Below are 23,506 nucleotides of genomic sequence, written 5' to 3'. Positions count from 1 at the left end.
CGCGGGGGTGTGCCCATATGCGGCTCCGCCGCGGGGCGCGACCAGCCACCCACAAACCCGCAGCGGCCGACGCACCCCGAGAACCCCCTGCGCTACGCCCCCGGCGAACACCCCACTTCGCGGGATTCCCCGAAGGGACCCGCGCGTTAGGGTCCATGAATACGAGGGCAGTGGAGTCTCCGATACGGCTCCAGCCCCGCAGGGAAACGTGAGACGGCCCGGCGCCGTCGTAAGACGAGCAGGTGGATACGTGACGAATCTGATGCCCTCAGCCGCCGGCGAGCCCTCCATCGGTGGTGGCCTCGGCGACCAGGTCTACAACCGGCTGCTCGGCGAGCGGATCATCTTCCTCGGCCAGCCGGTCGACGACGACATTGCCAACAAGATCACCGCTCAGCTGCTGCTTCTTGCCGCCGACCCGGACAAGGACATCTTCCTCTACATCAACAGCCCGGGCGGTTCGATCACGGCCGGCATGGCGATCTACGACACCATGCAGTTCATCAAGAACGACGTGGTGACGATCGCGATGGGTCTGGCGGCCTCGATGGGACAGTTCCTGCTCAGCGCGGGCACCCCCGGCAAGCGCTTCGCGCTGCCGAACGCCGAGATCCTGATCCACCAGCCCTCGGCCGGTCTGGCCGGCTCCGCCTCGGACATCAAGATCCACGCCGAGCGGCTGCTGCACACCAAGAAGCGGATGGCCGAGCTGACGTCCCAGCACACCGGTCAGACGGTCGAGCAGATCACCCGCGACTCGGACCGCGACCGCTGGTTCGACGCCTTCGAGGCCAAGGAGTACGGCCTCATCGACGACGTGATCCCGACGGCCGCGGGCATGCCGGGCGGCGGCGGCACGGGCGCCTGAGCCCCTTTCCCACGCCCCCAGCCGACCGCCCCAGCCCCTTTCCAGGAGACACTGTGAACGACATTCCCGGCAGCGGCCTGTACGACCGCACCCGCGCCGAGTACGCCGGCCCCAGGGCCGAGTCCCGCTACGTCATCCCCCGCTTCGTCGAGCGCACCTCGCAGGGCGTGCGCGAGTACGACCCGTACGCCAAGCTCTTCGAAGAGCGGGTGATCTTCCTCGGCGTGCAGATCGACGACGCCTCCGCCAACGACGTCATGGCGCAGCTGCTGTGCCTGGAGTCGATGGACCCGGACCGCGACATCTCGATCTACATCAACAGCCCCGGCGGCTCCTTCACCGCCCTCACGGCCATCTACGACACGATGCAGTACGTGAAGCCGGACATCCAGACGGTCTGCATGGGCCAGGCGGCCTCCGCCGCGGCCGTCCTGCTCGCCGCCGGCACCCCCGGCAAGCGGATGGCGCTGCCCAACGCCCGGGTGCTGATCCACCAGCCGTACAGCGAGACGGGCCGCGGCCAGGTCTCCGACCTGGAGATCGCCGCCAACGAGATCCTGCGGATGCGTTCGCAGCTGGAGGAGATGCTGGCCAAGCACTCCACCACGGAGATCGACAAGATCCGCGAGGACATCGAGCGCGACAAGATCCTCACGGCCGAGGACGCGCTGGCCTACGGCCTGATCGACCAGATCATCACCACCCGGAAGATGGACAACTCCTCCCTCCGCTGAGGCAGGACGCTGTATCGTCTGCCGCCCCTTGGCATGATTTGGCGTGGTTCACGTCAAAGCGAACCATGCCAAGGGGGGCCCGGACGGGGGGCCAGGCAAGGTACCGTCGACATAAGGCAGCACCAGGAGTCCGCTGGACGTCTCCACGTCGTCCAGGAGTCTCCCAGGCGAAGGGGAAGCACACCGTGGCACGCATCGGTGACGGCGGCGATCTGCTCAAGTGCTCGTTCTGCGGCAAGAGCCAGAAGCAGGTCAAGAAGCTCATCGCAGGGCCCGGTGTGTACATCTGCGACGAGTGCATCGACCTCTGCAACGAGATCATCGAAGAGGAGCTGGCCGAGACCGGCGAGGTGCGCTGGGAGGAGCTGCCCAAGCCCCGCGAGATCTACGAGTTCCTCGAGGGGTACGTGGTGGGCCAGGAGGCGGCCAAGAAGGCGCTCTCCGTCGCGGTCTACAACCACTACAAGCGGGTCCAGGCCGGGGAGAACGGCGGCGCGCAGAGCCGCGAGGACGCCATCGAGCTGGCGAAGTCCAACATCCTCCTGCTGGGCCCCACCGGCTCCGGCAAGACCCTGCTGGCCCAGACCCTGGCCCGGATGCTGAACGTGCCGTTCGCGATCGCCGACGCCACCGCCCTCACCGAGGCGGGCTACGTCGGCGAGGACGTCGAGAACATCCTGCTGAAGCTGATCCAGGCGGCCGACTACGACGTCAAGAAGGCCGAGACCGGGATCATCTACATCGACGAGATCGACAAGGTCGCCCGCAAGAGCGAGAACCCGTCGATCACCCGGGACGTGAGCGGCGAGGGCGTCCAGCAGGCGCTGCTGAAGATCCTGGAGGGCACCACGGCCTCGGTGCCGCCGCAGGGCGGCCGCAAACACCCGCACCAGGAGTTCATCCAGATCGACACGACGAACGTGCTGTTCATCGTGGGCGGCGCCTTCGCGGGCCTGGAGAAGATCATCGAGTCCCGGGCCGGCGCCAAGGGCATCGGCTTCGGCGCGCAGATCCGCTCCAAGCGGGAGCGCGAGTCCCAGGACCACTTCCAGCAGGTCATGCCGGAGGACCTGGTGAAGTTCGGCATGATCCCGGAGTTCATCGGCCGGCTGCCGGTGATCACCTCCGTGCACAACCTCGACCGCGAGGCCCTGCTCCAGATCCTCGTCGAGCCGCGCAACGCGCTGGTGAAGCAGTACCAACGGCTGTTCGAACTCGACGGTGTGGAACTGGACTTCGAGCGCGAGGCGCTGGAGGCCATCGCCGACCAGGCGATCCTGCGCCAGACCGGCGCCCGCGGCCTGCGCGCCATCATGGAGGAGGTCCTCCAGGGCGTGATGTACGAGGTGCCGTCCCGCAAGGACGTCGCCCGGGTCGTCATCACCGCCGACGTGGTCCTCTCCAACGTCAACCCGACGCTGATCCCGCGGGACTCGCGCGGCCGCGGCCCCGGCGAGCAGAAGACGGCGTAGCGGCGCAATGCTGTAAGTGGGGCCCCGGTCACGGTGACCGGGGCCCCACCGCGCTGTGCGGGCTACGCCTTGACGCGGACCTCGGCGCGCAGCTTCTTGGTGAGCTCCACGGCCTTGTCCTTGCTCATGTCGGCCTCGACCTCGCCCGGCGACACCATGGCGATGGTGCTGTGGTCCGCCCAGGCGCAGAACCAGTCGGACTTCTGCTTCTTGCTGACCGGGTTGAGGCCGGCGGCCTCCTGGCACTGCATGACGGCGCCGTCGATGTCCACGTCCTCGGGCTCACCGACGAGTTCGGGCGCGCTGCTGGCGCTGTCGGTGGAACCCTCCGAGGACGACTTCGCCGCCCGGGAGAAGAAGGTGTCCAGCGCGGCCTCGGGGTCCTCGATCTCCCCGTAGGCGCCGACGAAGGTGATCGTCGAGAAGTCGGTCGACAGGGAGTCGAGGGAGTCCGGGTCGCTGAGGTCGTAGTCGTCCAGGCTCATGGTGCTGTACACACCGATCACGGACGTGCCGTTCTTGACGCCGCTCTCCGCGAAGTCCGTGTCGGAGTCGGAGCTTTCGGTACCGCTGTCGGAGAGCAGCTTGTAGTCGCCCAGCACCGTCTTCGGCGCCGTCAGCTTGTGCGCGCCGTCGTCGGCCACGGAGCTGGAGCCGCCGCCCGTGCCGAGGACGAAGTACGCGCCCACCGCGATGGCGGCGACCACCGCGACCGCCCCGACGACCAGCGCGGCCGTCTTCTTGCCGCTCCCGCCGGGCGGCGGCTGGGGCACACCGTAGGGCTGCTGTCCGTAGGGCGGCTGGCCGTACGGCGGCTGCTGCCCGTACCCGGGCTGCTGACCGTAGGCCGGCGGCTGCTGCCCGTACGGGGGCTGCTGACCGTAGGGGCCGCCCTGCGGGGGCATGCCCTGCGGGGGTACGCCCTGCGGTGGCTGCTGCGGATAGCCGTAGCCGGGCTGCGGCGGGGTCTGCGGAGGGGTGCCCGGCTGCTGCGGATAGCCGTAGCCGGGCTGCGGCGCCGGGGCCTGCGGTGGCTGCGGCGGCTGGCCGTACGGTCCCGGCTGCCCGTACGGGCCGGGCTGCGGACCGGGCCCCGGGGGCTGCTGCCCGCCGTACGGCCCCGGCTGGTTCTGGCTCATCTCTGGGTTCCCCTCCAGATGCTTACGCGTTCCTGACATCCTGTCCCAGAAGCCGCCCGCACCGGGCACCGGGGGTCGCACCGTTACAAACGAAACGCGTTTCGGGACACGGCGGCGACACCTCTAAACTGGCCCGGTGACCGAGAACACTCAGCAGCCGCAATCAGCGCCCACGACCGATCTGCCGACCCAGTACACGCCGGCCGACGTAGAGGGGAAGCTGTACGAGCGCTGGGTGGAACGGGGCTACTTCACCGCCGACGCGAAGAGCGAGAAGCCCCCGTACACCATCGTCATCCCGCCGCCCAACGTCACCGGCTCGCTCCACCTGGGCCACGCCTTCCAGCACACGCTGATGGACGCGCTGACCCGCCGCAAGCGGATGCAGGGCTTCGAGGCGCTGTGGCTGCCCGGCATGGACCACGCCGGCATCGCCACCCAGAACAAGGTCGAGCAGCAGCTCGCCGAGGAGGGCAAGTCCCGGCACGACCTCGGCCGCGAGGAGTTCGTCCGCCGGGTGTGGCAGTGGAAGGAGGAGTACGGCGGCCGGATCCTCGGCCAGATGCGGCGCCTGGGCGACGGCGTCGACTGGTCGCGTGAGCGCTTCACGATGGACGAGGGCCTGTCCAGCGCCGTCGGCACCATCTTCAAGCGCCTCTACGACGACGGCCTGATCTACCGCGCCGAGCGCATCATCAACTGGTGCCCGCGCTGTCTGACCGCCATCTCCGACATCGAGGTCGAGTACCAGGAGGACGACGGCGAGCTGGTCTCCATCCGCTACGGGGAGGGGGACGAGACCCTGGTCGTCGCCACCACCCGGGCCGAGACGATGCTCGGTGACACGGCCGTCGCCGTCCACCCCGACGACGAGCGGTACACGCACCTGGTCGGCAAGCGGATCAAGCTGCCGCTGACCGACCGGACCATCCCGGTCGTCGCCGACGCCCACGTCGACCCGGAGTTCGGCACCGGCGCCGTCAAGGTCACCCCGGCCCACGACCCGAACGACTTCGCCATCGGCCGGCGGCACGACCTGGAGTCGATCACCGTCATGGACGAGCGCGGTGTCATCACCGCGCACGGTCCCTTCGAGGGCCTGGACCGTTTCGAGGCCCGCTCCACGATCGTCGCCGCACTGCGCGAGCAGGGCCGGATCGTCGCCGAGAAGCGCCCCTACGTCCACTCGGTGGGCCACTGCTCGCGCTGCAAGACCACCGTCGAGCCGCGCCTGTCCATGCAGTGGTGGGTCAAGGTCGCCCCGCTGGCCAAGGCGGCCGGCGACGCGGTCCGCGACGGCCGGGTCGCGATCCACCCCGAGGACATGTCGAAGCGCTACTTCGACTGGGTCGACAACATGCACGACTGGTGCATCTCGCGCCAGCTGTGGTGGGGCCACCGCATCCCGGTCTGGTACGGCCCGGACGGCGAGATCGTCTGCGTCGGCCCCGACGAGGAGCCGCCCACCGGTGCGGGCTGGCACCAGGAGACCGACGTCCTGGACACCTGGTTCTCGTCCGGCCTGTGGCCGTTCTCCACCCTCGGCTGGCCCGGGCGGACCGACGACCTCGCGAAGTTCTACCCGACCGACGTCCTGCTGACCGGCCACGACATCATCTTCTTCTGGGTCGCCCGGATGATGATGTTCGGCCTGTACGCGATGGACGGCGAGGTCCCCTTCAAGACCATCGCGCTGACCGGCCTGGTCCGCGACGAGCGCGGCAAGAAGATGTCGAAGTCGTTCGGCAACGTGGTCGACCCGCTGGACTGGATGGACACCTACGGCTCCGACGCCGTCCGCTTCACCCTGGCCCGTGGCGCCAACCCCGGCACCGACGTGCCGATCGGCGAGGACTGGGTGCAGGCGTCCCGCAACTTCGCGAACAAGATCTGGAACGCCACCCGGTTCGCGATGATGAACGGCGCCACCATCGAGGGCCCGCTGCCGGACACCGCCGCGATGTCCCCGACGGACCGCTGGATCCTGTCCCGGCTGAACGAGACCGTCGCCGCCGTCGACGCGTTCTACGAGGACTACCAGTTCGCCAAGGTCTCCGACGCGCTCTACCACTTCGCGTGGGACGAGGTCTTCGACTGGTACGTCGAGCTGTCCAAGACCACGTTCCAGGCGGGCGGCGCCGCCGCCGAGGCCGGTAAGCGCGTCCTCGGCGAGGTCCTCGACGTCACGCTGCGGCTGCTGCACCCGGTCGTCCCGTTCGTCACCGAGGAGCTGTGGACCACGCTGACCGGCGGCGAGTCGGTCGTCGTCGCCCAGTGGCCGTCCGACAGCGGCTTCCGGGACGCGGCCGCCGAGCGGGAGATCGAGACCCTCCAGTCCGTCATCACCGAGGTCCGCCGGTTCCGCGCCGACCAGGGCCTCCAGCCCGGCCAGCGGGTCCCGGCCCGCCTCGCGCTGGACGGCACGGCGCTCGCCCCGCACGAGCCGGCCATCCGCCAGCTGCTGCGCCTCCAGCCGGAGGGCGAGTCCTTCACGGCCACCGCGACCCTGCCGGTGGCCGGCGCCGAGGTCGCCCTCGACCTCTCCGGCACGATCGACGTCGCCGCCGAGCGCAAGCGCCTGGCCAAGGACCTCGCCGCCGCCGAGAAGGAGAAGGCCCAGGCCACCGCCAAGCTCGGCAACGAGGCGTTCCTGGCCAAGGCCCCGGACCAGGTGGTCGACAAGATCCGGGGACGGCTGGCCAAGGCGGACGAGGACATCACCCGCCTGACGGCCCAGCTGGACAGGTTGCCTCAGCGGTAGCCGACCCAGGGGCGCGGGGCCGTGTCGATGTGCGGCTCCGCCGCGTGGGCGCGACCAGCCACAACGTTCCCCGCGCCCGCCCGACAACCGGTACCCCCCACTCCCTGGGCGCTCTGTCGGTCCCGCTCCGTAGACTGGTCCCGTGAGCGACCAGAACGAGTCCGACGCCTTCGACGAGCTGATCGCGGAGCAGACCACCCGCGACCCCGACCTCGCCGTCATCGAGGCCGGCAGCCGCACCCTGCGCACCCAGGGCGGCCCCCCGGAGGCCGACGTGCCCGCCCGCCCCGAGGACCCCGAGGTCGACCAGGCGCTGCGCGAGGTCGAGGCCGAGCTCGCCACCCGCTGGGGCGAGACCAAGCTGGAGCCGTCCGTCGCCCGGATCGCCGCGCTGATGGACGTGCTGGGCGAGCCGCAGCGCTCGTACCCCTCGATCCACATCACCGGCACCAACGGCAAGACCTCCACCGCCCGCATGGTCGAGGCCCTGCTCGGCGCCTTCGAGCTGCGCACCGGCCGGTACACGTCGCCGCACGTCCAGTCGATCACCGAGCGGATCAGTCTGGACGGCGCCCCCGTCTCCGCCGAGCGGTTCATCGAGACGTACCAGGACGTCAAGCCGTACGTCGAGATGGTCGACGGGCAGCAGGAATACCGGCTGTCCTTCTTCGAGGTGCTCACCGGCATGGCGTACGCCGCCTTCGCGGACGCCCCGGTCGACGTGGCCGTCGTCGAGGTCGGCATGGGCGGCAGCTGGGACGCCACCAACGTCATCGACGGGGACGTCGCCGTCGTCACCCCCATCGACCTCGACCACACCGACCGGCTCGGGAACACCACCGCCGAGATCGCCGGCGAGAAGTCCGGGATCATCAAGCAGGACGCCACCGTGATCCTGGCCCAGCAGCCGGTGGACGCGGCGCAGGTGCTGCTGAAGAAGGCCGTCGAGGTGGACGCCACGGTGGCCCGCGAGGGCCTCGAGTTCGGCGTCGTGGCCCGGCAGGTCGCCGTCGGCGGGCAGCTGCTCACCCTGCGCGGCCTGGGCGGCGAGTACCCCGAGGTCTACCTTCCGCTGCACGGCCCCTACCAGGCGCACAACGCCGCGGTGGCGCTCGCCGCCGTGGAGGCGTTCTTCGGCGTGGGCGCCCAGCGCCCCGACCCGCTGGACATCGACGCCGTCCGCAAGGCGTTCGCCGCCGTCGCCTCGCCTGGCCGCCTGGAGGTGGTACGGACCTCCCCGACCGTCGTGCTGGACGCCGCACACAACCCGGCCGGCGCCCGCGCCACCGCCGAGGCGGTGCGGGAGGCGTTCGACTTCAGCCGGCTGATCGGCGTGGTCGGCGCGAGCGGCGACAAGAACGTCCGGGGGCTCCTGGAGGCCTTCGAGCCGCTCTTCGCGGAGATCGTCGTCACCCAGAACTCCAGCCACCGCGCGATGGACGCCGACACGCTGGCGGGCATCGCCGTCGAGGTGTTCGGCGACGACCGGGTACAGGTCGAGCCGCGGCTGCCGGACGCCCTGGAGGCGGCGATCACGCTGGCCGAGGAGGAGGGCGAGTTCGCCGGCGGCGGCGTCCTCGTCACCGGTTCCGTCATCACCGTCGGCGAGGCCCGACTGCTGCTGGGAAGGGGCTGACCGCCCGTGCGCACCCTGTGCTCCTCGACCCTGATCGGCGAGTTCTTCATCATCGGCTTCGCCGGACTGGTCGCCATGAAGGAACCCGACCTGACCATGGGGACGGTGTGGACGGTCAGCGGCGTCGCGATGTTCCTGTGCGTGGTGCTGTGCGGCGTCGTCACCCGGCCCGGCGGGGTGCTGCTCGGCTGGGCGCTCCAGATCGCCCTGATCGCCTCCGGGCTGGTGGTCCCGATGATGTTCATCCTCGGGGTCGTCTTCGCCGCCCTGTGGTGGGCGTCCGTGCACTACGGAAAGAAGATCGACGAGGCCAAGGCGAGGTTCGCGGCGCAGGCGGACGCCGCCTGAGCCGCCGGGGTCGTGCCCCGGCCGACCCCCTGAGCTGACGCTGCGTGACCGGAGCGCCGACACGCCCGGTAACCTCAGTGCTCACTCGCACAACCTCACATTCCAAGGAGCCCGCCGTGACTCAGCGCACCCTCGTCCTGCTCAAGCCCGACGCCGTACGTCGTGGCCTGACCGGCGAGATCATCAGCCGTATCGAGCGCAAGGCCGGCTGGGTGATCACGGCGCTGGAACAGCGGACCCTGGACCAGGCGACCCTGGAGCAGCACTACGGCGAGCACAAGGGCAAGGCGTTCTACGAGCCGCTGGTCGAGTTCATGGCCTCCGGACCGGTCGTCGCCCTGATCGTCGAGGGCGACCGGGTCATCGAGGGCGTGCGCGCCCTGGCCGGCCCGACCGACCCGATCGCCGCGGCGCCCGGCTCCATCCGCGGCGACTACGGCGTGATCGTTCGGGAGAACCTGATCCACGCCTCCGACTCCGAGGAGTCCGCCGAGCGCGAGCTGAAGATCTTCTTCCCGGGCCGCGGCTGACACGGCCGACCGGGCGGATCATTTTTTTCTGACGGTATGTCAGCCGGTCGGTGCAGCTGACCAGGGCGGCCGCGCAAATGCGGCCGCCCTGTGACATATGCGTGCCGATCGGGGGAACGTTTGCCTCCGTCGGCCCGTCTCCACAAGCGCGGCGGGGCGCCATCTGCTGACAATGGCGAAGACCCTCGCGCAGTGTTCGCGAAAGCGCGTCTACGATGGAAGCCTCTTCACGTCACTGCACCCACCTCGCCGACCTGAAAAGCCCTCAAAAGCTCCTGGGAAGGCCAGTCGAATCCTGATGGGGAACTCAATGTCGTTCATCGGCCGTGACATGGCTGTCGACCTCGGGACCGCCAACACGCTGGTGTACGTCAGGGGTCGTGGGATCGTACTCAACGAGCCGTCCGTCGTCGCCATCAACACCAACACCGGTGGCATTCTCGCGGTCGGTGCCGAAGCGAAGAAGATGATCGGGCGCACGCCCGGCAACATCGTTGCCGTACGTCCGCTGAAGGACGGTGTGATCGCGGACTTCGAGATCACCGAGCGGATGCTCCGCTACTTCATCCTGAAGATCCACAAGCGGAGGTATCTGGCTCGTCCGCGCGTCGTCGTCTGTGTGCCCTCGGGCATCACCGGCGTCGAGCGCCGTGCCGTCATCGAGGCGTCGTCCCAGGCCGGCGCCCGCCAGGTGCACATCATCGAGGAGCCCATGGCCGCGGCCATCGGCTCCGGCCTGCCGGTCCACGAGGCCACGGGCAACATGGTGGTCGACATCGGCGGCGGCACCACGGAGGTCGCGGTCATCTCCCTCGGCGGCATCGTCACCGCCCAGTCCATCCGCGTCGCGGGCGACGAACTGGACAACGCCATCATCCAGCACATCAAGAAGGAGTACTCCCTCCTGCTGGGTGAGCGGACGGCCGAACAGATCAAGATCACGATCGGTTCGGCGTACGACCTCGACGCTGACGAGCACACCGAAATCCGCGGCCGGGACCTGGTCTCCGGACTGCCCAAGACGGTCGTCATCTCGGCCGGCGAAGTACGCAAGGCGATCGAGGAACCGGTCAACGCCATCGTCGACGCCGTCAAGACCACCCTCGACAAATGTCCGCCGGAGCTGTCCGGCGACATCATGGACCGGGGCATCGTGCTGACCGGCGGCGGTGCGCTGCTGCGCGGGCTCGACGAGCGGCTGCGCCGGGAGACCGGCATGCCGATCCACATCGCCGAGGACCCGCTGGACAGTGTGGCGCTCGGCTCCGGCAAGTGCGTCGAGGAGTTCGAGGCGCTCCAGCAGGTACTGGACGCCCAGCCGCGCAGATGACGTAACGCTTCGGTTCCGCCGTACGAGACGATCTCCTCTCGTACGGCGGATCGTTGATATAGAGACACGGAAGTCTTTTTCGGCGTTGTCGGCGGCTTGCCCGTGGCGTAGTCCGCGTCGTAGTCCGTGTCGTTGTCCGCGTTTGCCGAGGTATCCGAAGTTCCTGATGTTCGTGATGTTCCTGATGTTTCCGAATTCCGACGAGGAAGGCACGGCCGCCGCACGTGAGGGACACGAAAGAGAGCCGGCTGCTCCTGGTGCTGCTGATCGCCGTGGCGTTCGCGCTGATCACGGTGGACATCCGCGGCGGGGAGGATTCCCCGGTCGACGGTGCCCGGCAGGCCGCGGCCACCGTCTTCGGTCCGATCGAGAACGGGGTGTCGTCCGCCGTCGACCCCGTGGGCAACGCGATCTCCGCGATCCGCGACTCCGGTGACCGGCACGACCGGCTCACCGCGCTGGAGCAGGAGAACGCGGCGCTGAAGGCGAAGCTCGGCAGCGACGACCGCGGCCGCAGCCGGCTGGCCCAGCTCGACAAGATGCTGAAGATCGCCGGCGAGGGCCAGTACGGCATCAAGGGCGCCCAGGTCATCGGTATAGGAGCGGCCCAGGGCTTCTCCTGGACCGTCACCCTGGACGTCGGCGCCAACGACGGCATCGAGCGCGACATGACCGTCCTCAACGGCGACGGACTGGTCGGCCGGGTCACCACCGTCGGCCCCAGCTCCGCCACCGTGCTGCTGGCCAGCGACCCCGACTTCACCGTCGGCACCCGGATGGAGTCCGGCGACGAACTCGGCTTCGCCTCCGGCCAGGGCGACCGGCCGCTGCGCGTCGAACTGCTCAATGGCAAGGCCGAGGTGAAGAAGGGCGACCGGCTGGTCACCTTCGGCTCCCAGGCCGACAAGCCCTTCGTGCCCGGCGTCCCGGTCGGGGTGGTCTCCCGCGTCGACCCCTCCGGCGGCGACCTGACCCGCACCCTGTACGTCACGCCGTACGTCAGCTTCACCAAGCTCGACATCGTCGGCGTCGTCGTCCAGGCCCCCAAGAAGGACCCCCGCGACACGGTGCTCCCCGACAAGCCGAAGCCGACCCCCACGCCCACCGTGACGGTGACCGTGACGCCGTCCGCCGGGGTGCCCGAGGACGGCCAGGCCGCCGACGGACAGACGCAGCCCGAGCCCGAGCAGTAGGAGTCTGAAGTCCCATGCGCGTCAACCGGATCCTGCTGTCCGCCGCCCTGGTCGTCGTCGCCCTGGTGATCCAGGTCAGCGTGCTGGCCCGGCTGCACCTGCCCGGCGCCGTCCCCGACCTGCTGCTGCTCACCGTCCTCGGCCTCGCCCTGGTCTACGGCCACACCGGCGGCGCCCTGGTCGGCTTCGGCGCCGGCCTGCTCGCCGACCTGGCCCCGCCCGCCGACCACGCCGCCGGGCGCTACGCCCTCGTGCTGTGCGTCATCGGCTACCTGGCCGGCCTCGCCAAGCCCGACAACGGCCGCCTGAAGTCCGCCACCGGCCCGATGGCCGTCGTGGTCGTCGCCGCCGTCGGCTCCACCCTGCTCTACGCCGGGGTCGGCGCCCTGGTCGGCGACACCGCCGCCCGCCATGTGGGCCTGGGCGGCCTGCTGTTCACCGCCGCCCTGTACGACCTGCTGCTCGCCCCCTTCGTGGTGCCCGGCATCATGGCGCTGGCCCGCCGCGCGGAGAACGACCCGCTGGCCGACACCGGCGCCGCCGGACAGGCCACCGACATCTCCTCCGGCTGGCTCTCCGGCGGCACCGGCCTGCGCATCGGCGCGCAGAAGAACGGCCTGCGGGTGAAGGCGGCGCGGGCCCGGGTCGCCCGGGCCGGCCGCATCAAGGGGGTCAAGCGGCTGTGACGGCGGATCGAGGGGCAGCCGCCGAGGCTGCCGCGGCCCCCGAGGTTGCCTCTGAGGTTTCCGCGGCCTCCCGGGCTGCCGCGGCCTTGCGGGCTTCCGGGCCTTGCCAGACAGAACGTCGTAGGACCCAAGCGGGCCTGCCCGCACGCGAGTTCACTCGAACGGGTGTGCCGGGGTGGAACGAGGGCGCACAGGTCGACCGTTCATCATTCGTACGCGCACACATGTCGGCGCACTGAGAGGGGGCGGCAACCGCAGTGACCAACATCCCCGAGACCGGTCGGAGCACACGCGTCCAGATCCGGCTCATCGTCATCCAAGTCCTCGTGCTCTCCCTCCTGGGCACCCTCGGCGGCCGGCTCTGGTACCTCCAGATCCGCCAGGGCGACGAATACGCCGCCGAAGCCTCCGGCAACCATGTGCAGCAGGTCGTCCAGCCCGCCGTCCGCGGCTCCATCCTGGACGCCCGCGGCGTGGCCCTCGCGGACAACGAGACCCGGCTGGTCGTCTCCGCCTCCCGCACCGACCTGCTGAAGATGAAGGACGACGGCGAGGCCGTCCTCACCAAGCTGGCCGGCGTCCTCGGCATGAAGCCCAAGGACGTCATGCTGAAGGTCCGGCTCTGCGACGCCGAGACCCCCCAGCCGTGCTGGAACGGCTCGCCGTACCAGCCCATCCCCATCACCGACGAGGCCACCGCCAAGCAGGCCCTGCAGATCCGCGAGCGCTCCGAGGAGTTCCCCGGCATCACCGCCGAACCCGAGGCGGTGCGGCGCTACGCGGCGCCGGGCCAGGCCAACACCGCCCAGGTCCTCGGCTACCTCTCCCCGGTCACCGACGACGAGATCCAGCAGGCCCAGGACACCGACTCGCCCTACCTGCGCTCCGACCAGGTCGGCCGCAGCGGCCTGGAGCGCCAGTACGACAAGGCGCTGCGCGGCAAAGCCGGCGTCACCCGCTACGAGGTGGACAACCTCGGCCGGGTCATCGGCGAGGCCGAGTCCGACGCCGCCCAGCCCGGCGACAACCTGGTCACCAGCATCGACTCCCGCGTCCAGCGCATCGCCGAGTACGAGCTGAACGAGGCGATGAAGGCCGCCCGCAAGGAGTACGACCGCAACACCGGCACCAACTACAAGGCCGACTCCGGCGCGGTCGTCGTGATGGAGGCCAAGACCGGCCGGGTGGTCGCCATGGCGTCCAACCCGACCTACGACCCCAACGCCTGGGTCGGCGGCATCTCGGCCGCCGACTACAAGAAGCTCACCGGGAAGAACTCCAACTACCCGCTGCTCAACCGCGCCATCCAGGGCCAGGCCGCCCCCGGCTCCATCTTCAAGGTGGTCTCCACCTCGGCCGCCGTCGAGGCCGGCTACGACTTCGACGGCAACTACGACTGCTCCAGCGCCTACAACGTGGGCGGCCAGGTCTTCAAGAACTTCGAGTCCGCCAACTACGGCCCCATCAGCCTCGGCCGCGCCCTCGAGGTCTCCTGCGACACCGTCTTCTACCGCCTCGCCCACGAGGAGTGGAAGAAGGACGGCGGCATGGACGGCAAGAACGCCAAGGACTACTTCTACAAGGCCGCCCACCAGTTCGGCCTCGGCGAGGAGACCGGCATCGACCTCCCCAACGAGGTCACCGGCCGGGTCCCCGACCGCCAGTGGAAGCAGGACTACTGGGAGGCCAACAAGGACGCCTGGTGCAAGACCGGCAAGAAGGACGGCAGTTACGTCGAGAAGATCGCGTACGAGAACTGCGTCGAGGGCAACAAGATGCGCGCCGGTGACGCCATCAACTACTCCATCGGCCAGGGCGACACCCTCGTCACCCCCATCCAGATGGCCACCATCTACTCGGCCATCTCCAACGGCGGCACCCTCTACGACCCGTCCGTCGGCAAGGCCATCATCAGCGCCGACGGCAAGACCACCGACGAGATCAAGCCCGAGTCGCACGGCAAGCTGCCGATAAGCAAGGCCACCCTCAGCAAGATGGACGCCGCCCTCGCGGGCGTGGCCACCAACGGCACGGCCGCCTGGCGGTTCCAGGGCTGGCCGCAGGACGAGATCCCGATGCACGCCAAGACCGGTACCGCGGAGGTCTACGGCAAGCAGACCACGTCCTGGTTCGCCACGTACACCAAGGACTACTCGATCGTCATGACGATCTCCCAGGGCGGCACCGGCTCCGGCGCCTCCGGCCCGGCCGTGCGCAACATCTACGACGCCCTGTACGGCGTCTCCGACGACGGTGCGATCGACCAGAAGAAGGCCCTGCTCGCCACGCCGCAGAAGACCCTGCCGAAGGTCAAGTCGGACGGCACCATCGCCGCGCCGAAGATCTCCGACGACCCGGTCAAGGACCAGCAGGCCACCGAGGAGGACGAGTACGCCCCGCTCGACGGCACCGACCAGGGCGCGACCGTCGGCAACCAGGAGAACGCCAACCGCGAGACCCGCCGCCGACGGCGCGGCGGCACCGCGGGCGCCCGCAAGCGGAGGATGCGCACATGACCGGGGCGAACAGTTTCCAGGTCTCCGGCTACGGACCCGAGCGCGCGGGCTGGACCAGGGTCTTCGCCCGCGACTCGGTGGCCCGCCGGATGGACTGGCCGATACTGCTGGCGGCCGGCGCGCTGTCGCTGATCGGCACCGTGCTGGTCTACTCGGCCACCCGCAACCGCACCGAGCTGAACCAGGGCGACCCGTACTTCTTCCTCCTGCGCCACCTGCTCAACACCGGCATCGGCCTGGCCCTGATGATCGCCATAGTGTGGATCGGCCACCGCGCGCTGCGCACGGCGGTACCGCTGCTCTACGGCGCCTCCGTCTTCCTGATCCTGCTGGTGCTCACCCCGCTCGGCTCGACCATCAACGGCGCGCACTCCTGGATCAAACTCCCCGGCGGCTTCTCGCTCCAGCCCTCGGAGTTCGTCAAGCTCACCATCATCCTGGGCATGGCGATGCTGCTGGCCACCCGGGTCGACGCGGGCGACAAGCAGTACCCCGATCACCGCACGGTGCTCCAGGCGCTCGGCCTGGCCGTCGTCCCGATGCTGATCGTGATGCTGATGCCCGACCTCGGGTCGGTCATGGTCATGGTCATCATCGTGCTGGGCGTGCTGCTCGCCTCCGGCGCCTCCAACCGCTGGGTGTTCGGCCTGATCGGCGCCGGCACGGTCGGCGCCCTCGCGGTGTGGCAGCTCGGCATCCTGGACGACTACCAGATCAACCGGTTCGCCGCCTTCGCCAACCCCGAGCTGGACCCGGCCGGCGTCGGCTACAACACCAACCAGGCCCGCATCGCCATCGGTTCCGGCGGACTCACCGGCTCCGGCCTCTTCCACGGTTCGCAGACCACCGGCCAGTTCGTCCCCGAGCAGCAGACCGACTTCGTCTTCACGGTGGCCGGCGAGGAGCTGGGTTTCGTCGGCGCCGGACTGATCGTCCTGCTCCTCGGCGTCATCCTGTGGCGCGCCTGCCGCATCGCCCGCGACACCCCCGACCTCTACGGCACCGTCGTGGCCGCCGGGATTGTCGCCTGGTTCGCCTTCCAGTCGTTCGAGAACATCGGGATGACCCTCGGCATCATGCCGGTGACCGGTCTGCCGCTGCCGTTCGTCTCCTACGGCGGCTCGTCGATGTTCTCGGTGTGGATGGCGGTCGGCCTGCTCCAGTCCATCACCGTGCAACGGCCCATGTCGGCGTAGCGGCAGCGATCGGCCGCCAGGGGGTGACCTTCGTCCCGTGCCGGGTACGTACGCCCCATGGCGGACATCAAGCGTGAGATCGAGCGGAAGTACGAGGCCCCCGACGCGGACGGTGACGGCGGTGGCCTTCCCGACCTGACCGGGGTGGCAGGCGTGGCGACCGTCGCCGACCGGGGCGTCGCCCACCTCGACGCCACCTACTACGACACCGCCGACGAGCGCCTCGCCGCCCACGGCATCACCCTGCGCCGCCGCACCGGTGGCTCCGACGCCGGCTGGCACCTCAAACTCCCCGTCGCCCCGGGCGAGCGCGAGGAGATCCACGCCCCGCTCTCCGACACCCTGCCCGACGAACTGGCCGGGCTGGTCCGCTCCCGGGTCCGGGCCGCCGAACTGCTGCCGGTGGTCCGGCTGCGCTCGGACCGCGCCGTGCGCGACCTGCTCGACGCGCGGGGCCGGCTGCTCGCCGAGGTCGGCCTGGACAGCGTGCACGCCGAACGGCTCAGCGGCGGCGTCGGTGACGTCCACTGGACCGAGATCGAGGTGGAGCTGGCCGACGGCGGCGACCCGGCCTTCCTCGACAAGGTCGACAAACGGCTGCGCAAGGCGGGCGTGCGCCCCTCCGCCGCCGCCTCCAAGCTGGCCCGCGCCCTCGCCGAGACCGCCCCGGAGCGCACCCGCGGCCCCGCGCCGGCCGGCCGCAACGACCGGAAGCCGGTGAGCGCCGGTGACCATGTCCTGGCGTACGCGCGGCGGCAGCGGGACGCGATCGTCGACCTCGATCCGGCCGTCCGCCGGGACGCGGCGGACTCCGTGCACAGCATGCGGGTGGCGACCCGCAGGCTGCGCTCCACCCTCAAGTCGTTCGGCGCGGTACTGGACCGGTCCGTCACCGACCCGATCGGGGACGAGCTGAAGTGGCTGGCGGGCGTCCTCGGCGAGGACCGCGACCGCGAGGTGCTGGCCGCCCGGCTGACCGCGGCCCTCGACGAGGTCGGCGAAACCGACCCGGACCTGGTGCACGGCCCGGTCGCCGAGCGGTTCGGCAGCTGGTCCGGCGCCGGGCACAGCGGCGCCCGCGGCCGGATCCTCGGCGTCCTGGACTCCCGCCGCTACCTCACCCTGCTCGACACCCTGGACGCCCTGCTCACCGACCCGCCGCTGCGGAAGGCGGCCGGGAAGCAGCCGCACAAGGTGCTCGCCAAGGCGGTCCGCAAGGACTTCCGCAAGGTCTCCGCCCTGGTCGCACAGGCCCTCCAGACGGACCCCGGCACCGACCGCGACGTGGCGCTGCACGAGGCCCGCAAGAAGACCAAGCGCACCCGGTACGCGGCGGAGGCGGCCGCGGCGTCCCTCGGCAAACCGGCGAAGTCCATGGTCAAGTCCATGAAGTCGCTCCAGACCCTGCTGGGCGAGCACCAGGACGCCGTGATGGCCCGGGTGGCCCTGCGCGAGCTGTCCGCGGTGGCCCACGCGGCCGGGGAGGACACCTTCACCCACGGCCTGCTCCACGAACGCGAACAGCGCCGGGCCGCCGACGTGGAGGCCGCGCTGCCCGCCGCCTGGGACGGCGTCAAGGACGCGGCGACGGGCCTGTGACCCGTCCGGCGTACGGGGAGCCGCCGGGACCGGGTTAGGCTGAATGGTCACCCCTGTCAGTTCACCCCTGGCAGTCCAGTCCAAGTCCAGCTCACGAAGGTGCGCGAGATGCCTGCCGAAGTCGCTGCGGCCGCGGAGTCCGTATTCCCGCAGCTCGAAGCTCTGCTCCCGCATGTGCAGAAGCCGATCCAGTACGTCGGCGGAGAACTCAACTCGACCGTCAAGGACTGGGACTCCTGCGACGTCCGCTGGGCGCTGATGTACCCGGACGCCTACGAGGTCGGGCTGCCCAACCAGGGCGTCATGATCCTCTACGAGGTGCTCAACGAGCAGCAGGGCGTCCTCGCCGAGCGCACCTACAGCGTGTGGCCGGACCTGGAGGACCTGATGCGCGAGCACCGGGTCCCGCAGTTCACCGTCGACAGCCACCGCCCGGTCAGGGCCTTCGACGTCTTCGGCCTGTCCTTCTCCACGGAGCTGGGCTACACCAACATGCTGGCCGCGCTCGACCTGGCCGGCATTCCGCTGGAGGCCAAGGACCGCGGCCTGGACGACCCGATCGTGCTGGCCGGCGGCCACGCGGCCTTCAACCCCGAGCCGATCGCCGACTTCATCGACTGCGCCGTGATCGGCGACGGCGAGCAGGCCGTCCTGGAGATCACCGCGATCGTCCGCGCCTGGAAGGCGGAGGGCCGCCCCGGCGGCCGCGAGGAACTCCTCTTCCGCCTGGCCCGCACCGGCGGCGTCTACGTCCCCGGCTTCTACGACGTCGAGTACCTGGCGGACGGCCGCATCGCCCGCGTCGTACCCAACAGGTCCGGCGTGCCGTGGCGCGTCTCCAAGCACACCGTCATGGACCTCGACGAGTGGCCCTACCCCAAGCAGCCCCTCGTCCCCCTCGCCGAGACCGTGCACGAGCGCATGTCGGTCGAGATCTTCCGCGGCTGCACCCGCGGCTGCCGCTTCTGCCAGGCCGGCATGATCACCCGCCCGGTGCGCGAGCGGTCCATCACCGGCATCGGCGAGATGGTCGACAAGGGCCTGAAGGCGACCGGCTTCGAGGAGGTCGGTCTCCTCTCCCTGTCCTCGGCGGACCACTCGGAGATCGGCGACATCGCCAAGGGCCTGGCCGACCGCTACACCGAGGACAAGATCGGCCTCTCCCTGCCCTCCACCCGGGTCGACGCCTTCAACATCGACCTGGCCAACGAACTGACCCGCAACGGCCGCCGCTCCGGCCTCACCTTCGCCCCCGAGGGCGGCTCGGAGCGCATCCGCAAGGTCATCAACAAGATGGTCTCCGAGGACGACCTGATCCGGACCGTCGCCACCGCCTACGGCAACGGCTGGCGCCAGGTCAAGCTGTACTTCATGTGCGGCCTGCCCACCGAGACCGACGACGACGTCCTCCAGATCGCCGACATGGCGATGAACGTCATCCAGAAGGGCCGCGAGGTCTCCGGCTCCGGCGACATCCGCTGCACGGTCTCCATCGGCGGCTTCGTCCCCAAGCCGCACACCCCCTTCCAGTGGGCCCCGCAGCTCTCCGCCGAGGAGACCGACGCCCGGCTCCAGAAGCTGCGCGACAAGATCCGCGGCGACAAGAAGTACGGCCGCTCCATCGGCTTCCGCTACCACGACGGCAAGCCCGGCATCGTCGAGGGCCTGCTGTCCCGCGGCGACCGCCGCATCGGCGCCGTCATCCGCGCCGTCTACGACGACGGCGGCCGCTTCGACGGCTGGCGCGAACACTTCTCCTACGACCGCTGGATGGCCTGTGCCGACAAGGCCCTGGCCCCCTTCGGCGTGGACGTCGACTGGTACACCACCCGCGAGCGCTCCTACGAGGAGGTCCTGCCCTGGGACCACCTGGACTCGGGCCTCGACAAGGACTGGCTCTGGGAGGACTGGCAGGACGCCCTCGACGAGACGGAGGTCGAGGACTGCCGGTGGACGCCGTGCTTCGACTGCGGGGTGTGCCCGCAGATGGACACCAGCATCCAGATCGGCCCGACCGGCAAGAAGCTGCTGCCGCTGACGGTGAAGTAGCCTGAGCGGCCGGCGGAAACGCGGGCTGAGAGATGAGCGAGCCGCATCGCTGATGCCGCCTGGGGAGCCTTCGGCCGCGCGAGGTCCTCGGTCCCAAAGCCCCTTCGAAATTCAGTGGTCATGTGTGCGGCCCGGGCCGACGCTGTACGTCATGGAACGACCGCAACGTGAGATTCGCGCGACCTACGGATCATCCACGATCACCGTCTACCAGGCGTACAGCCCCTCGCTCGGTCTGCCCGCTGTCCGGGAGGGGAGGTTCCCCGCCGGGTGGAAGCGGGAGCGGATGACCTGGATCAAACCGTCGTTCCTGTGGATGATGTACCGCTGCGGCTGGGGCGCGAAGCCGGGACAGGAGACGGTTCTTGCCGTGGAGATCACGCGTGAGGGCTTCGATTGGGCGTTGCGCAACGCGTGCCTGTCGAGCTACGACCGGGGGCTGCACTCGGACCGCGGTGCCTGGCAGCGGCAACTGAAGCGATCGCCGGCCCGCGTGCAGTGGGACCCCGAGCGGGACCTGCGCTTGCGTGCCCTGCCGTACCGGTCGTTGCAGCTTGGACTCTCTGGCGAAGCTGTGCGGCGTTACGCGGATGAGTGGACGGTGGCCATCCGCGACGTGACGCCACTCGCTCACGAGATCCACGGGCTGGTGAGTGGCGGCGACCCGGAGTCGGCGGCTCGGCTGTTGCCGGGGGAAGCGCCATACCCCGCCGGGGGCGGTCCGCTGGCCCACCTGCGTCTGTGATCCCGCGGTTCGCAGTGTGCCCGTAGAAGGACATCAGCGTCCCGATCGGCCCGACCGGCAAGAAGCCGCTGCCGCTGACGGTGAAGTGACCCGCATCCGCGGCGGCGGGTTCCGCGTCTGTTCCGGTATGGATCTCGAGAAGCCGCTTGCCGGGGACGTACGCGATGTGGTGCCCGCGGGGGAGCGGTCCCCTGACGGGTGCCTTGCCGTCGCGGTGCGTATTCCGGTGCGGATCGTGGTGTTCGTGCTGGTGCTGCCCGTGCGGATGGTCTGGGACGCGCTGGTGGCCGCCGAGCGGTTCCTGGAGCGTACGGTCTGGCGGCCGCTCGGGCGGGCGGTGGTGTGGCTGTTGCGGGCGGTGCTGGTGTGGCCGTTCGTGGGGCTGTGGCGGTATGCCGTCGTGCCGGTGGCGAAGGCCGTCGGGTGGCTCGGGTACTGGCTGCTGGTCCGGCCCGCCCAGTGGGTGTACCGGTGGGTGCTGACGCCGGTCGGACGCGCGCTGCTGTGGGTGCTCGTGCCGGTCGGCAACGGGCTGTGGGCCGCCGTGGTGTGGCTGGCGCGGTACCTGGTCGTCGTCCCGGGCGGCTGGTTGTACCGGTGGCTCCTCGCCCCGGTCGGGCGCGCGCTCGCCCGGTGCGGCAGGGCAGTGGCGTGGTGTGTGGGGAAGGCCGTGGCCGGGATCGGCCTGGTGCTGTACTGGACGGTCCGGGTGCTGCTGGTGCTGCCGGCCGGCGCGGTGTGGCGGTGGGTACTGGTGCCGGTCGGGCGGGTGCTCGCCGTGCTCGGCCGGGAGGTGTGGGCCGCCCTCGGCCATGCCTGGCGGGTCGCGGGATACGTCTCGGTGGCGGTGGGGCGGTTCCTCGGCACGGTCTTGCGGTGGGTCCTCGTGGAGCCGGTGCGCTGGGTGTACCGGACGGTGCTGACGCCCGTGGGGCACGTGGTGCGGGACCTCGTGCTGCGACCGGCCGCGCAGGCGGCGCGCGGGACCGGGCGGGCGGTGCGGCAGGCATTCGCCGCCGCCCGGGACTCGGCGCGGGCGGTCCGGGCCGATGTGCGGCGGGCGCTGTTCGGGGCGGCGCGGCCGCGCCGGGAGCCGGAGCCGGTCCCGGTGGCGGACCGGCGGGAACCTTCCGGCGCCGAGGCACGTACTCTTGGTAGCAGTACGACCGCTCTCACGAAGGACTGAACGACACTGGGCAAGCGACAGCCCGAAGGCCCGCCGCCGGTACCCGCGGTGCAGCGCATCCGACTGCGCTACACCAAGCGCGGCCGCCTCCGGTTCACCAGCCACCGTGACTTCCAGCGCGCCTTCGAGCGTGCGCTGCGCCGCGCCGAGGTGCCGATGGCGTACTCGGCGGGGTTCACCCCGCACCCGAAGGTGTCGTACGCCAATGCCGCACCCACCGGCACGGGCAGTGAGGCGGAGTACCTGGAGATCGCGCTCACTTCGGCGCGCGACCCGGAGCAGCTGAGAACCCTCCTCGACGCGTCCATGCCCACCGGGCTGGACATCGTCGAGGCGGTCGAGGCCCGGACCTCCGGGCTCGCCGACCGGCTGACGGCTTCCGAGTGGGAGCTGCGGCTGGACGGGGTGGACCCGGCGGACGCCGGCCGCGCGGTCGAGGCCTTCAACGAGGCCCCGGCCGTCGAGGTCCAGCGCCGCACCAAGAACGGTGTCCGCACCTTCGACGCCCGCTCCGCCGTCGTCTGCCTGGAGAGCGCCCAGACGCACGGATCACCGGCTGATAGGCCGAGTGACCAGCCCTGTGCGATACTGCGGCTGGTTGTTCGGCACGTGACGCCTGCCGTGCGACCCGACGACGTCCTGTCCGGTCTCCGCGCCGTGGCCGACCTGGCGCCGCCGGTCCCCGTAGCGGTGACCAGGCTGGCGCAGGGGCTGCTCGATGAAGAGACCGGCACGGTGACCGACCCGCTCGCGCCCGACCGCGAGGCAGTAGCGACCGAGCCGCAGACGGCCGCCGCGACTGCCGCCGCGACGGCGCCGGCGTAAGGAAGGTCCCGCGAAGGGACGGACGTCGTAAGCGCCGCCGTCGAACTCGGGAGCCACCTGGGTCGGGCAGCGCCACCGACCACAAGACTTTCGCCAGGCCGTACGCGACAAGGTTGTACGGAACCGGTGAGACAGGACACAGCGAGCTCCCGAGCGGCGCCCGCGCCCCGGACGGCGGCATCCGCGCAGCGCGCGAGCCGCGGACGTCACCGGTGGCCGACGAGATCGGCACCGGACCAGGCGCGGCGCCCGGGAGCCTGACGGGAGATACGCCCGCATGCTCGAACCGACCGAGACCACGGAGCCGATGAACGGCTCCGAATCCGACAACACCCCCAGCGACACCCTGCCGCCGCGCCGCCGGCGCCGGGCCGCGTCCCGGCCGGCGGGTCCGCCGACCGGTGCCTCCGGTGCGCCGGCGGAGACGGTGGAACCAGCCGTTCCCGCCGCCGACCCGGAGGACGTCGTCGAGATCGTCGACGAGACGGACACCGTGACCGACGAGACGGACACCGCGACCGACGAGGTGCCGCCCGCCGAGAAGCCGGCGGAGGAGTCCGCCGCCCGGCCGCGGCGCCGCGCCGTGCGGCGCGCCTCCTGTTGGTCTGCATGGCGCTGGTGGTGTGGCCCTGGCGTCCTGGGGCGCTGTGGGAGAGCGAGAGCACGGTGACGCAGGGGTCGAGCAGGCCCATC

Annotated in this window: 19 protein-coding genes; 18 read left to right on the top strand and 1 reads right to left on the bottom strand. The window is 70.5% G+C overall.

Annotation, left to right across the window (positions count from 1 at the left end; genetic code table 11):
• Positions 1 to 262: 262 nt before the first annotated feature.
• The 3 genes from AB0G32_RS22520 (at position 263) to clpX (ending at position 3,074) form a co-directional block, all read left to right on the top strand.
• Positions 263 to 868 (top strand): ATP-dependent Clp protease proteolytic subunit, encoded by a 606-nt coding sequence (locus AB0G32_RS22520; protein WP_051005918.1) that lies wholly within the window; start codon positions 263 to 265, stop codon positions 866 to 868.
• Between the two features lie 53 nt (positions 869 to 921).
• Positions 922 to 1,602, top strand: coding sequence for an ATP-dependent Clp protease proteolytic subunit (locus AB0G32_RS22515; protein WP_361165954.1), 681 nt, complete (start codon positions 922 to 924; stop codon positions 1,600 to 1,602).
• Positions 1,603 to 1,787: 185 nt separating this feature from the next.
• Complete coding sequence (gene clpX / locus AB0G32_RS22510) at positions 1,788 to 3,074, top strand: ATP-dependent Clp protease ATP-binding subunit ClpX (RefSeq protein WP_361165951.1); 1,287 nt, start codon at positions 1,788 to 1,790, stop codon at positions 3,072 to 3,074.
• A gap of 62 nt (positions 3,075 to 3,136) precedes the next feature.
• On the opposite strand, the gene AB0G32_RS22505 is transcribed toward clpX, so the two are convergent.
• The gene (locus AB0G32_RS22505; RefSeq protein WP_361165948.1) at positions 3,137 to 4,213 is read right to left on the bottom strand and encodes a hypothetical protein; all 1,077 of its coding nucleotides are present in this window, start codon (positions 4,211 to 4,213) and stop codon (positions 3,137 to 3,139) included.
• Positions 4,214 to 4,349: 136 nt separating this feature from the next.
• On the opposite strand from AB0G32_RS22505, the gene AB0G32_RS22500 reads away from it, so the two are divergent.
• The 15 genes from AB0G32_RS22500 to AB0G32_RS22430 all read left to right on the top strand — a co-directional run bounded on the left by AB0G32_RS22500 (position 4,350) and on the right by AB0G32_RS22430 (position 23,483).
• Complete coding sequence (locus AB0G32_RS22500; RefSeq protein WP_361165940.1) at positions 4,350 to 6,974, top strand: valine--tRNA ligase; 2,625 nt, start codon at positions 4,350 to 4,352, stop codon at positions 6,972 to 6,974.
• Between the two features lie 142 nt (positions 6,975 to 7,116).
• Positions 7,117 to 8,610, top strand: coding sequence for a folylpolyglutamate synthase/dihydrofolate synthase family protein (locus tag AB0G32_RS22495; protein ID WP_361165937.1), 1,494 nt, complete (start codon positions 7,117 to 7,119; stop codon positions 8,608 to 8,610).
• Between the two features lie 6 nt (positions 8,611 to 8,616).
• Positions 8,617 to 8,958: a DUF4233 domain-containing protein gene (locus AB0G32_RS22490; RefSeq protein ID WP_361165935.1), complete on the top strand. Its 342-nt coding sequence runs from the start codon at positions 8,617 to 8,619 to the stop codon at positions 8,956 to 8,958.
• A 116-nt stretch (positions 8,959 to 9,074) separates the two neighbouring features.
• Positions 9,075 to 9,488 (top strand): nucleoside-diphosphate kinase, encoded by a 414-nt coding sequence (gene ndk, locus AB0G32_RS22485; protein ID WP_361165932.1) that lies wholly within the window; start codon positions 9,075 to 9,077, stop codon positions 9,486 to 9,488.
• Positions 9,489 to 9,798: 310 nt separating this feature from the next.
• Positions 9,799 to 10,818: a rod shape-determining protein gene (locus AB0G32_RS22480; protein WP_005479350.1), complete on the top strand. Its 1,020-nt coding sequence runs from the start codon at positions 9,799 to 9,801 to the stop codon at positions 10,816 to 10,818.
• 224 nt (positions 10,819 to 11,042) lie between these two features.
• The gene (gene mreC, locus AB0G32_RS22475; protein WP_361165929.1) at positions 11,043 to 12,011 is read left to right on the top strand and encodes a rod shape-determining protein MreC; all 969 of its coding nucleotides are present in this window, start codon (positions 11,043 to 11,045) and stop codon (positions 12,009 to 12,011) included.
• 14 nt (positions 12,012 to 12,025) lie between these two features.
• The gene (mreD, locus tag AB0G32_RS22470) at positions 12,026 to 12,697 is read left to right on the top strand and encodes a rod shape-determining protein MreD (RefSeq protein ID WP_361165926.1); all 672 of its coding nucleotides are present in this window, start codon (positions 12,026 to 12,028) and stop codon (positions 12,695 to 12,697) included.
• Between the two features lie 257 nt (positions 12,698 to 12,954).
• On the top strand, positions 12,955 to 15,213 hold the full coding sequence (gene mrdA, locus AB0G32_RS22465) for a penicillin-binding protein 2 (RefSeq protein WP_361165924.1): 2,259 nt from the start codon (positions 12,955 to 12,957) through the stop codon (positions 15,211 to 15,213).
• Positions 15,210 to 16,409, top strand: coding sequence for a rod shape-determining protein RodA (gene rodA, locus AB0G32_RS22460; protein ID WP_361165921.1), 1,200 nt, complete (start codon positions 15,210 to 15,212; stop codon positions 16,407 to 16,409). The genes mrdA and rodA overlap by 4 nt, the downstream gene beginning before the upstream one ends.
• 57 nt (positions 16,410 to 16,466) lie before the next feature.
• On the top strand, positions 16,467 to 18,008 hold the full coding sequence (locus AB0G32_RS22455) for a CYTH and CHAD domain-containing protein (protein ID WP_361165919.1): 1,542 nt from the start codon (positions 16,467 to 16,469) through the stop codon (positions 18,006 to 18,008).
• A 108-nt stretch (positions 18,009 to 18,116) separates the two neighbouring features.
• Entirely contained in the window at positions 18,117 to 20,057 is a 1,941-nt protein-coding gene (locus tag AB0G32_RS22450) for a TIGR03960 family B12-binding radical SAM protein (RefSeq protein ID WP_361165916.1), read from the top strand.
• A gap of 151 nt (positions 20,058 to 20,208) precedes the next feature.
• On the top strand, positions 20,209 to 20,802 hold the full coding sequence (locus AB0G32_RS22445) for a DUF4291 domain-containing protein (RefSeq protein WP_361165913.1): 594 nt from the start codon (positions 20,209 to 20,211) through the stop codon (positions 20,800 to 20,802).
• Positions 20,803 to 20,929: 127 nt separating this feature from the next.
• Positions 20,930 to 21,988, top strand: coding sequence for a hypothetical protein (locus tag AB0G32_RS22440; protein ID WP_361165910.1), 1,059 nt, complete (start codon positions 20,930 to 20,932; stop codon positions 21,986 to 21,988).
• Positions 21,989 to 22,036: 48 nt separating this feature from the next.
• On the top strand, positions 22,037 to 22,813 hold the full coding sequence (locus AB0G32_RS22435) for a TIGR03936 family radical SAM-associated protein (RefSeq protein WP_361165907.1): 777 nt from the start codon (positions 22,037 to 22,039) through the stop codon (positions 22,811 to 22,813).
• A gap of 277 nt (positions 22,814 to 23,090) precedes the next feature.
• A complete protein-coding gene (locus AB0G32_RS22430) occupies positions 23,091 to 23,483 on the top strand; it encodes a hypothetical protein (RefSeq protein WP_361166174.1) in 393 nt (130 codons plus the stop codon).
• The last annotated feature ends 23 nt before the right edge of the window (positions 23,484 to 23,506 follow it).

Origin of the sequence: Streptomyces sp. NPDC023723 (assembly GCF_040639815.1) — a bacterium.
Taxonomy (GTDB): Bacteria; Actinomycetota; Actinomycetes; order Streptomycetales; family Streptomycetaceae; genus Streptomyces.
The sequence above is the reverse complement of the archived record's forward strand: the minus strand, read 5'-3'. Positions and strand labels throughout refer to the sequence as shown.

Bases quoted from the DNA above. Each gene is read 5' to 3' on its own strand.
- AB0G32_RS22520 (WP_051005918.1), top strand. From the start codon at position 263: ATGCCCTCAGCCGCCGGCGAGCCCTCCATCGGTGGTGGCCTCGGCGAC.
- AB0G32_RS22505 (WP_361165948.1), bottom strand. From the start codon at position 4,213: ATGAGCCAGAACCAGCCGGGGCCGTACGGCGGGCAGCAGCCCCCGGGG.
- AB0G32_RS22480 (WP_005479350.1), top strand. From the start codon at position 9,799: ATGTCGTTCATCGGCCGTGACATGGCTGTCGACCTCGGGACCGCCAAC.
- mreD (WP_361165926.1), top strand. From the start codon at position 12,026: ATGCGCGTCAACCGGATCCTGCTGTCCGCCGCCCTGGTCGTCGTCGCC.
- rodA (WP_361165921.1), top strand. From the start codon at position 15,210: ATGACCGGGGCGAACAGTTTCCAGGTCTCCGGCTACGGACCCGAGCGC.
- AB0G32_RS22455 (WP_361165919.1), top strand. From the start codon at position 16,467: ATGGCGGACATCAAGCGTGAGATCGAGCGGAAGTACGAGGCCCCCGAC.
- AB0G32_RS22450 (WP_361165916.1), top strand. From the start codon at position 18,117: ATGCCTGCCGAAGTCGCTGCGGCCGCGGAGTCCGTATTCCCGCAGCTC.
- AB0G32_RS22445 (WP_361165913.1), top strand. From the start codon at position 20,209: ATGGAACGACCGCAACGTGAGATTCGCGCGACCTACGGATCATCCACG.
- AB0G32_RS22440 (WP_361165910.1), top strand. From the start codon at position 20,930: ATGGATCTCGAGAAGCCGCTTGCCGGGGACGTACGCGATGTGGTGCCC.
- AB0G32_RS22430 (WP_361166174.1), top strand. From the start codon at position 23,091: ATGCTCGAACCGACCGAGACCACGGAGCCGATGAACGGCTCCGAATCC.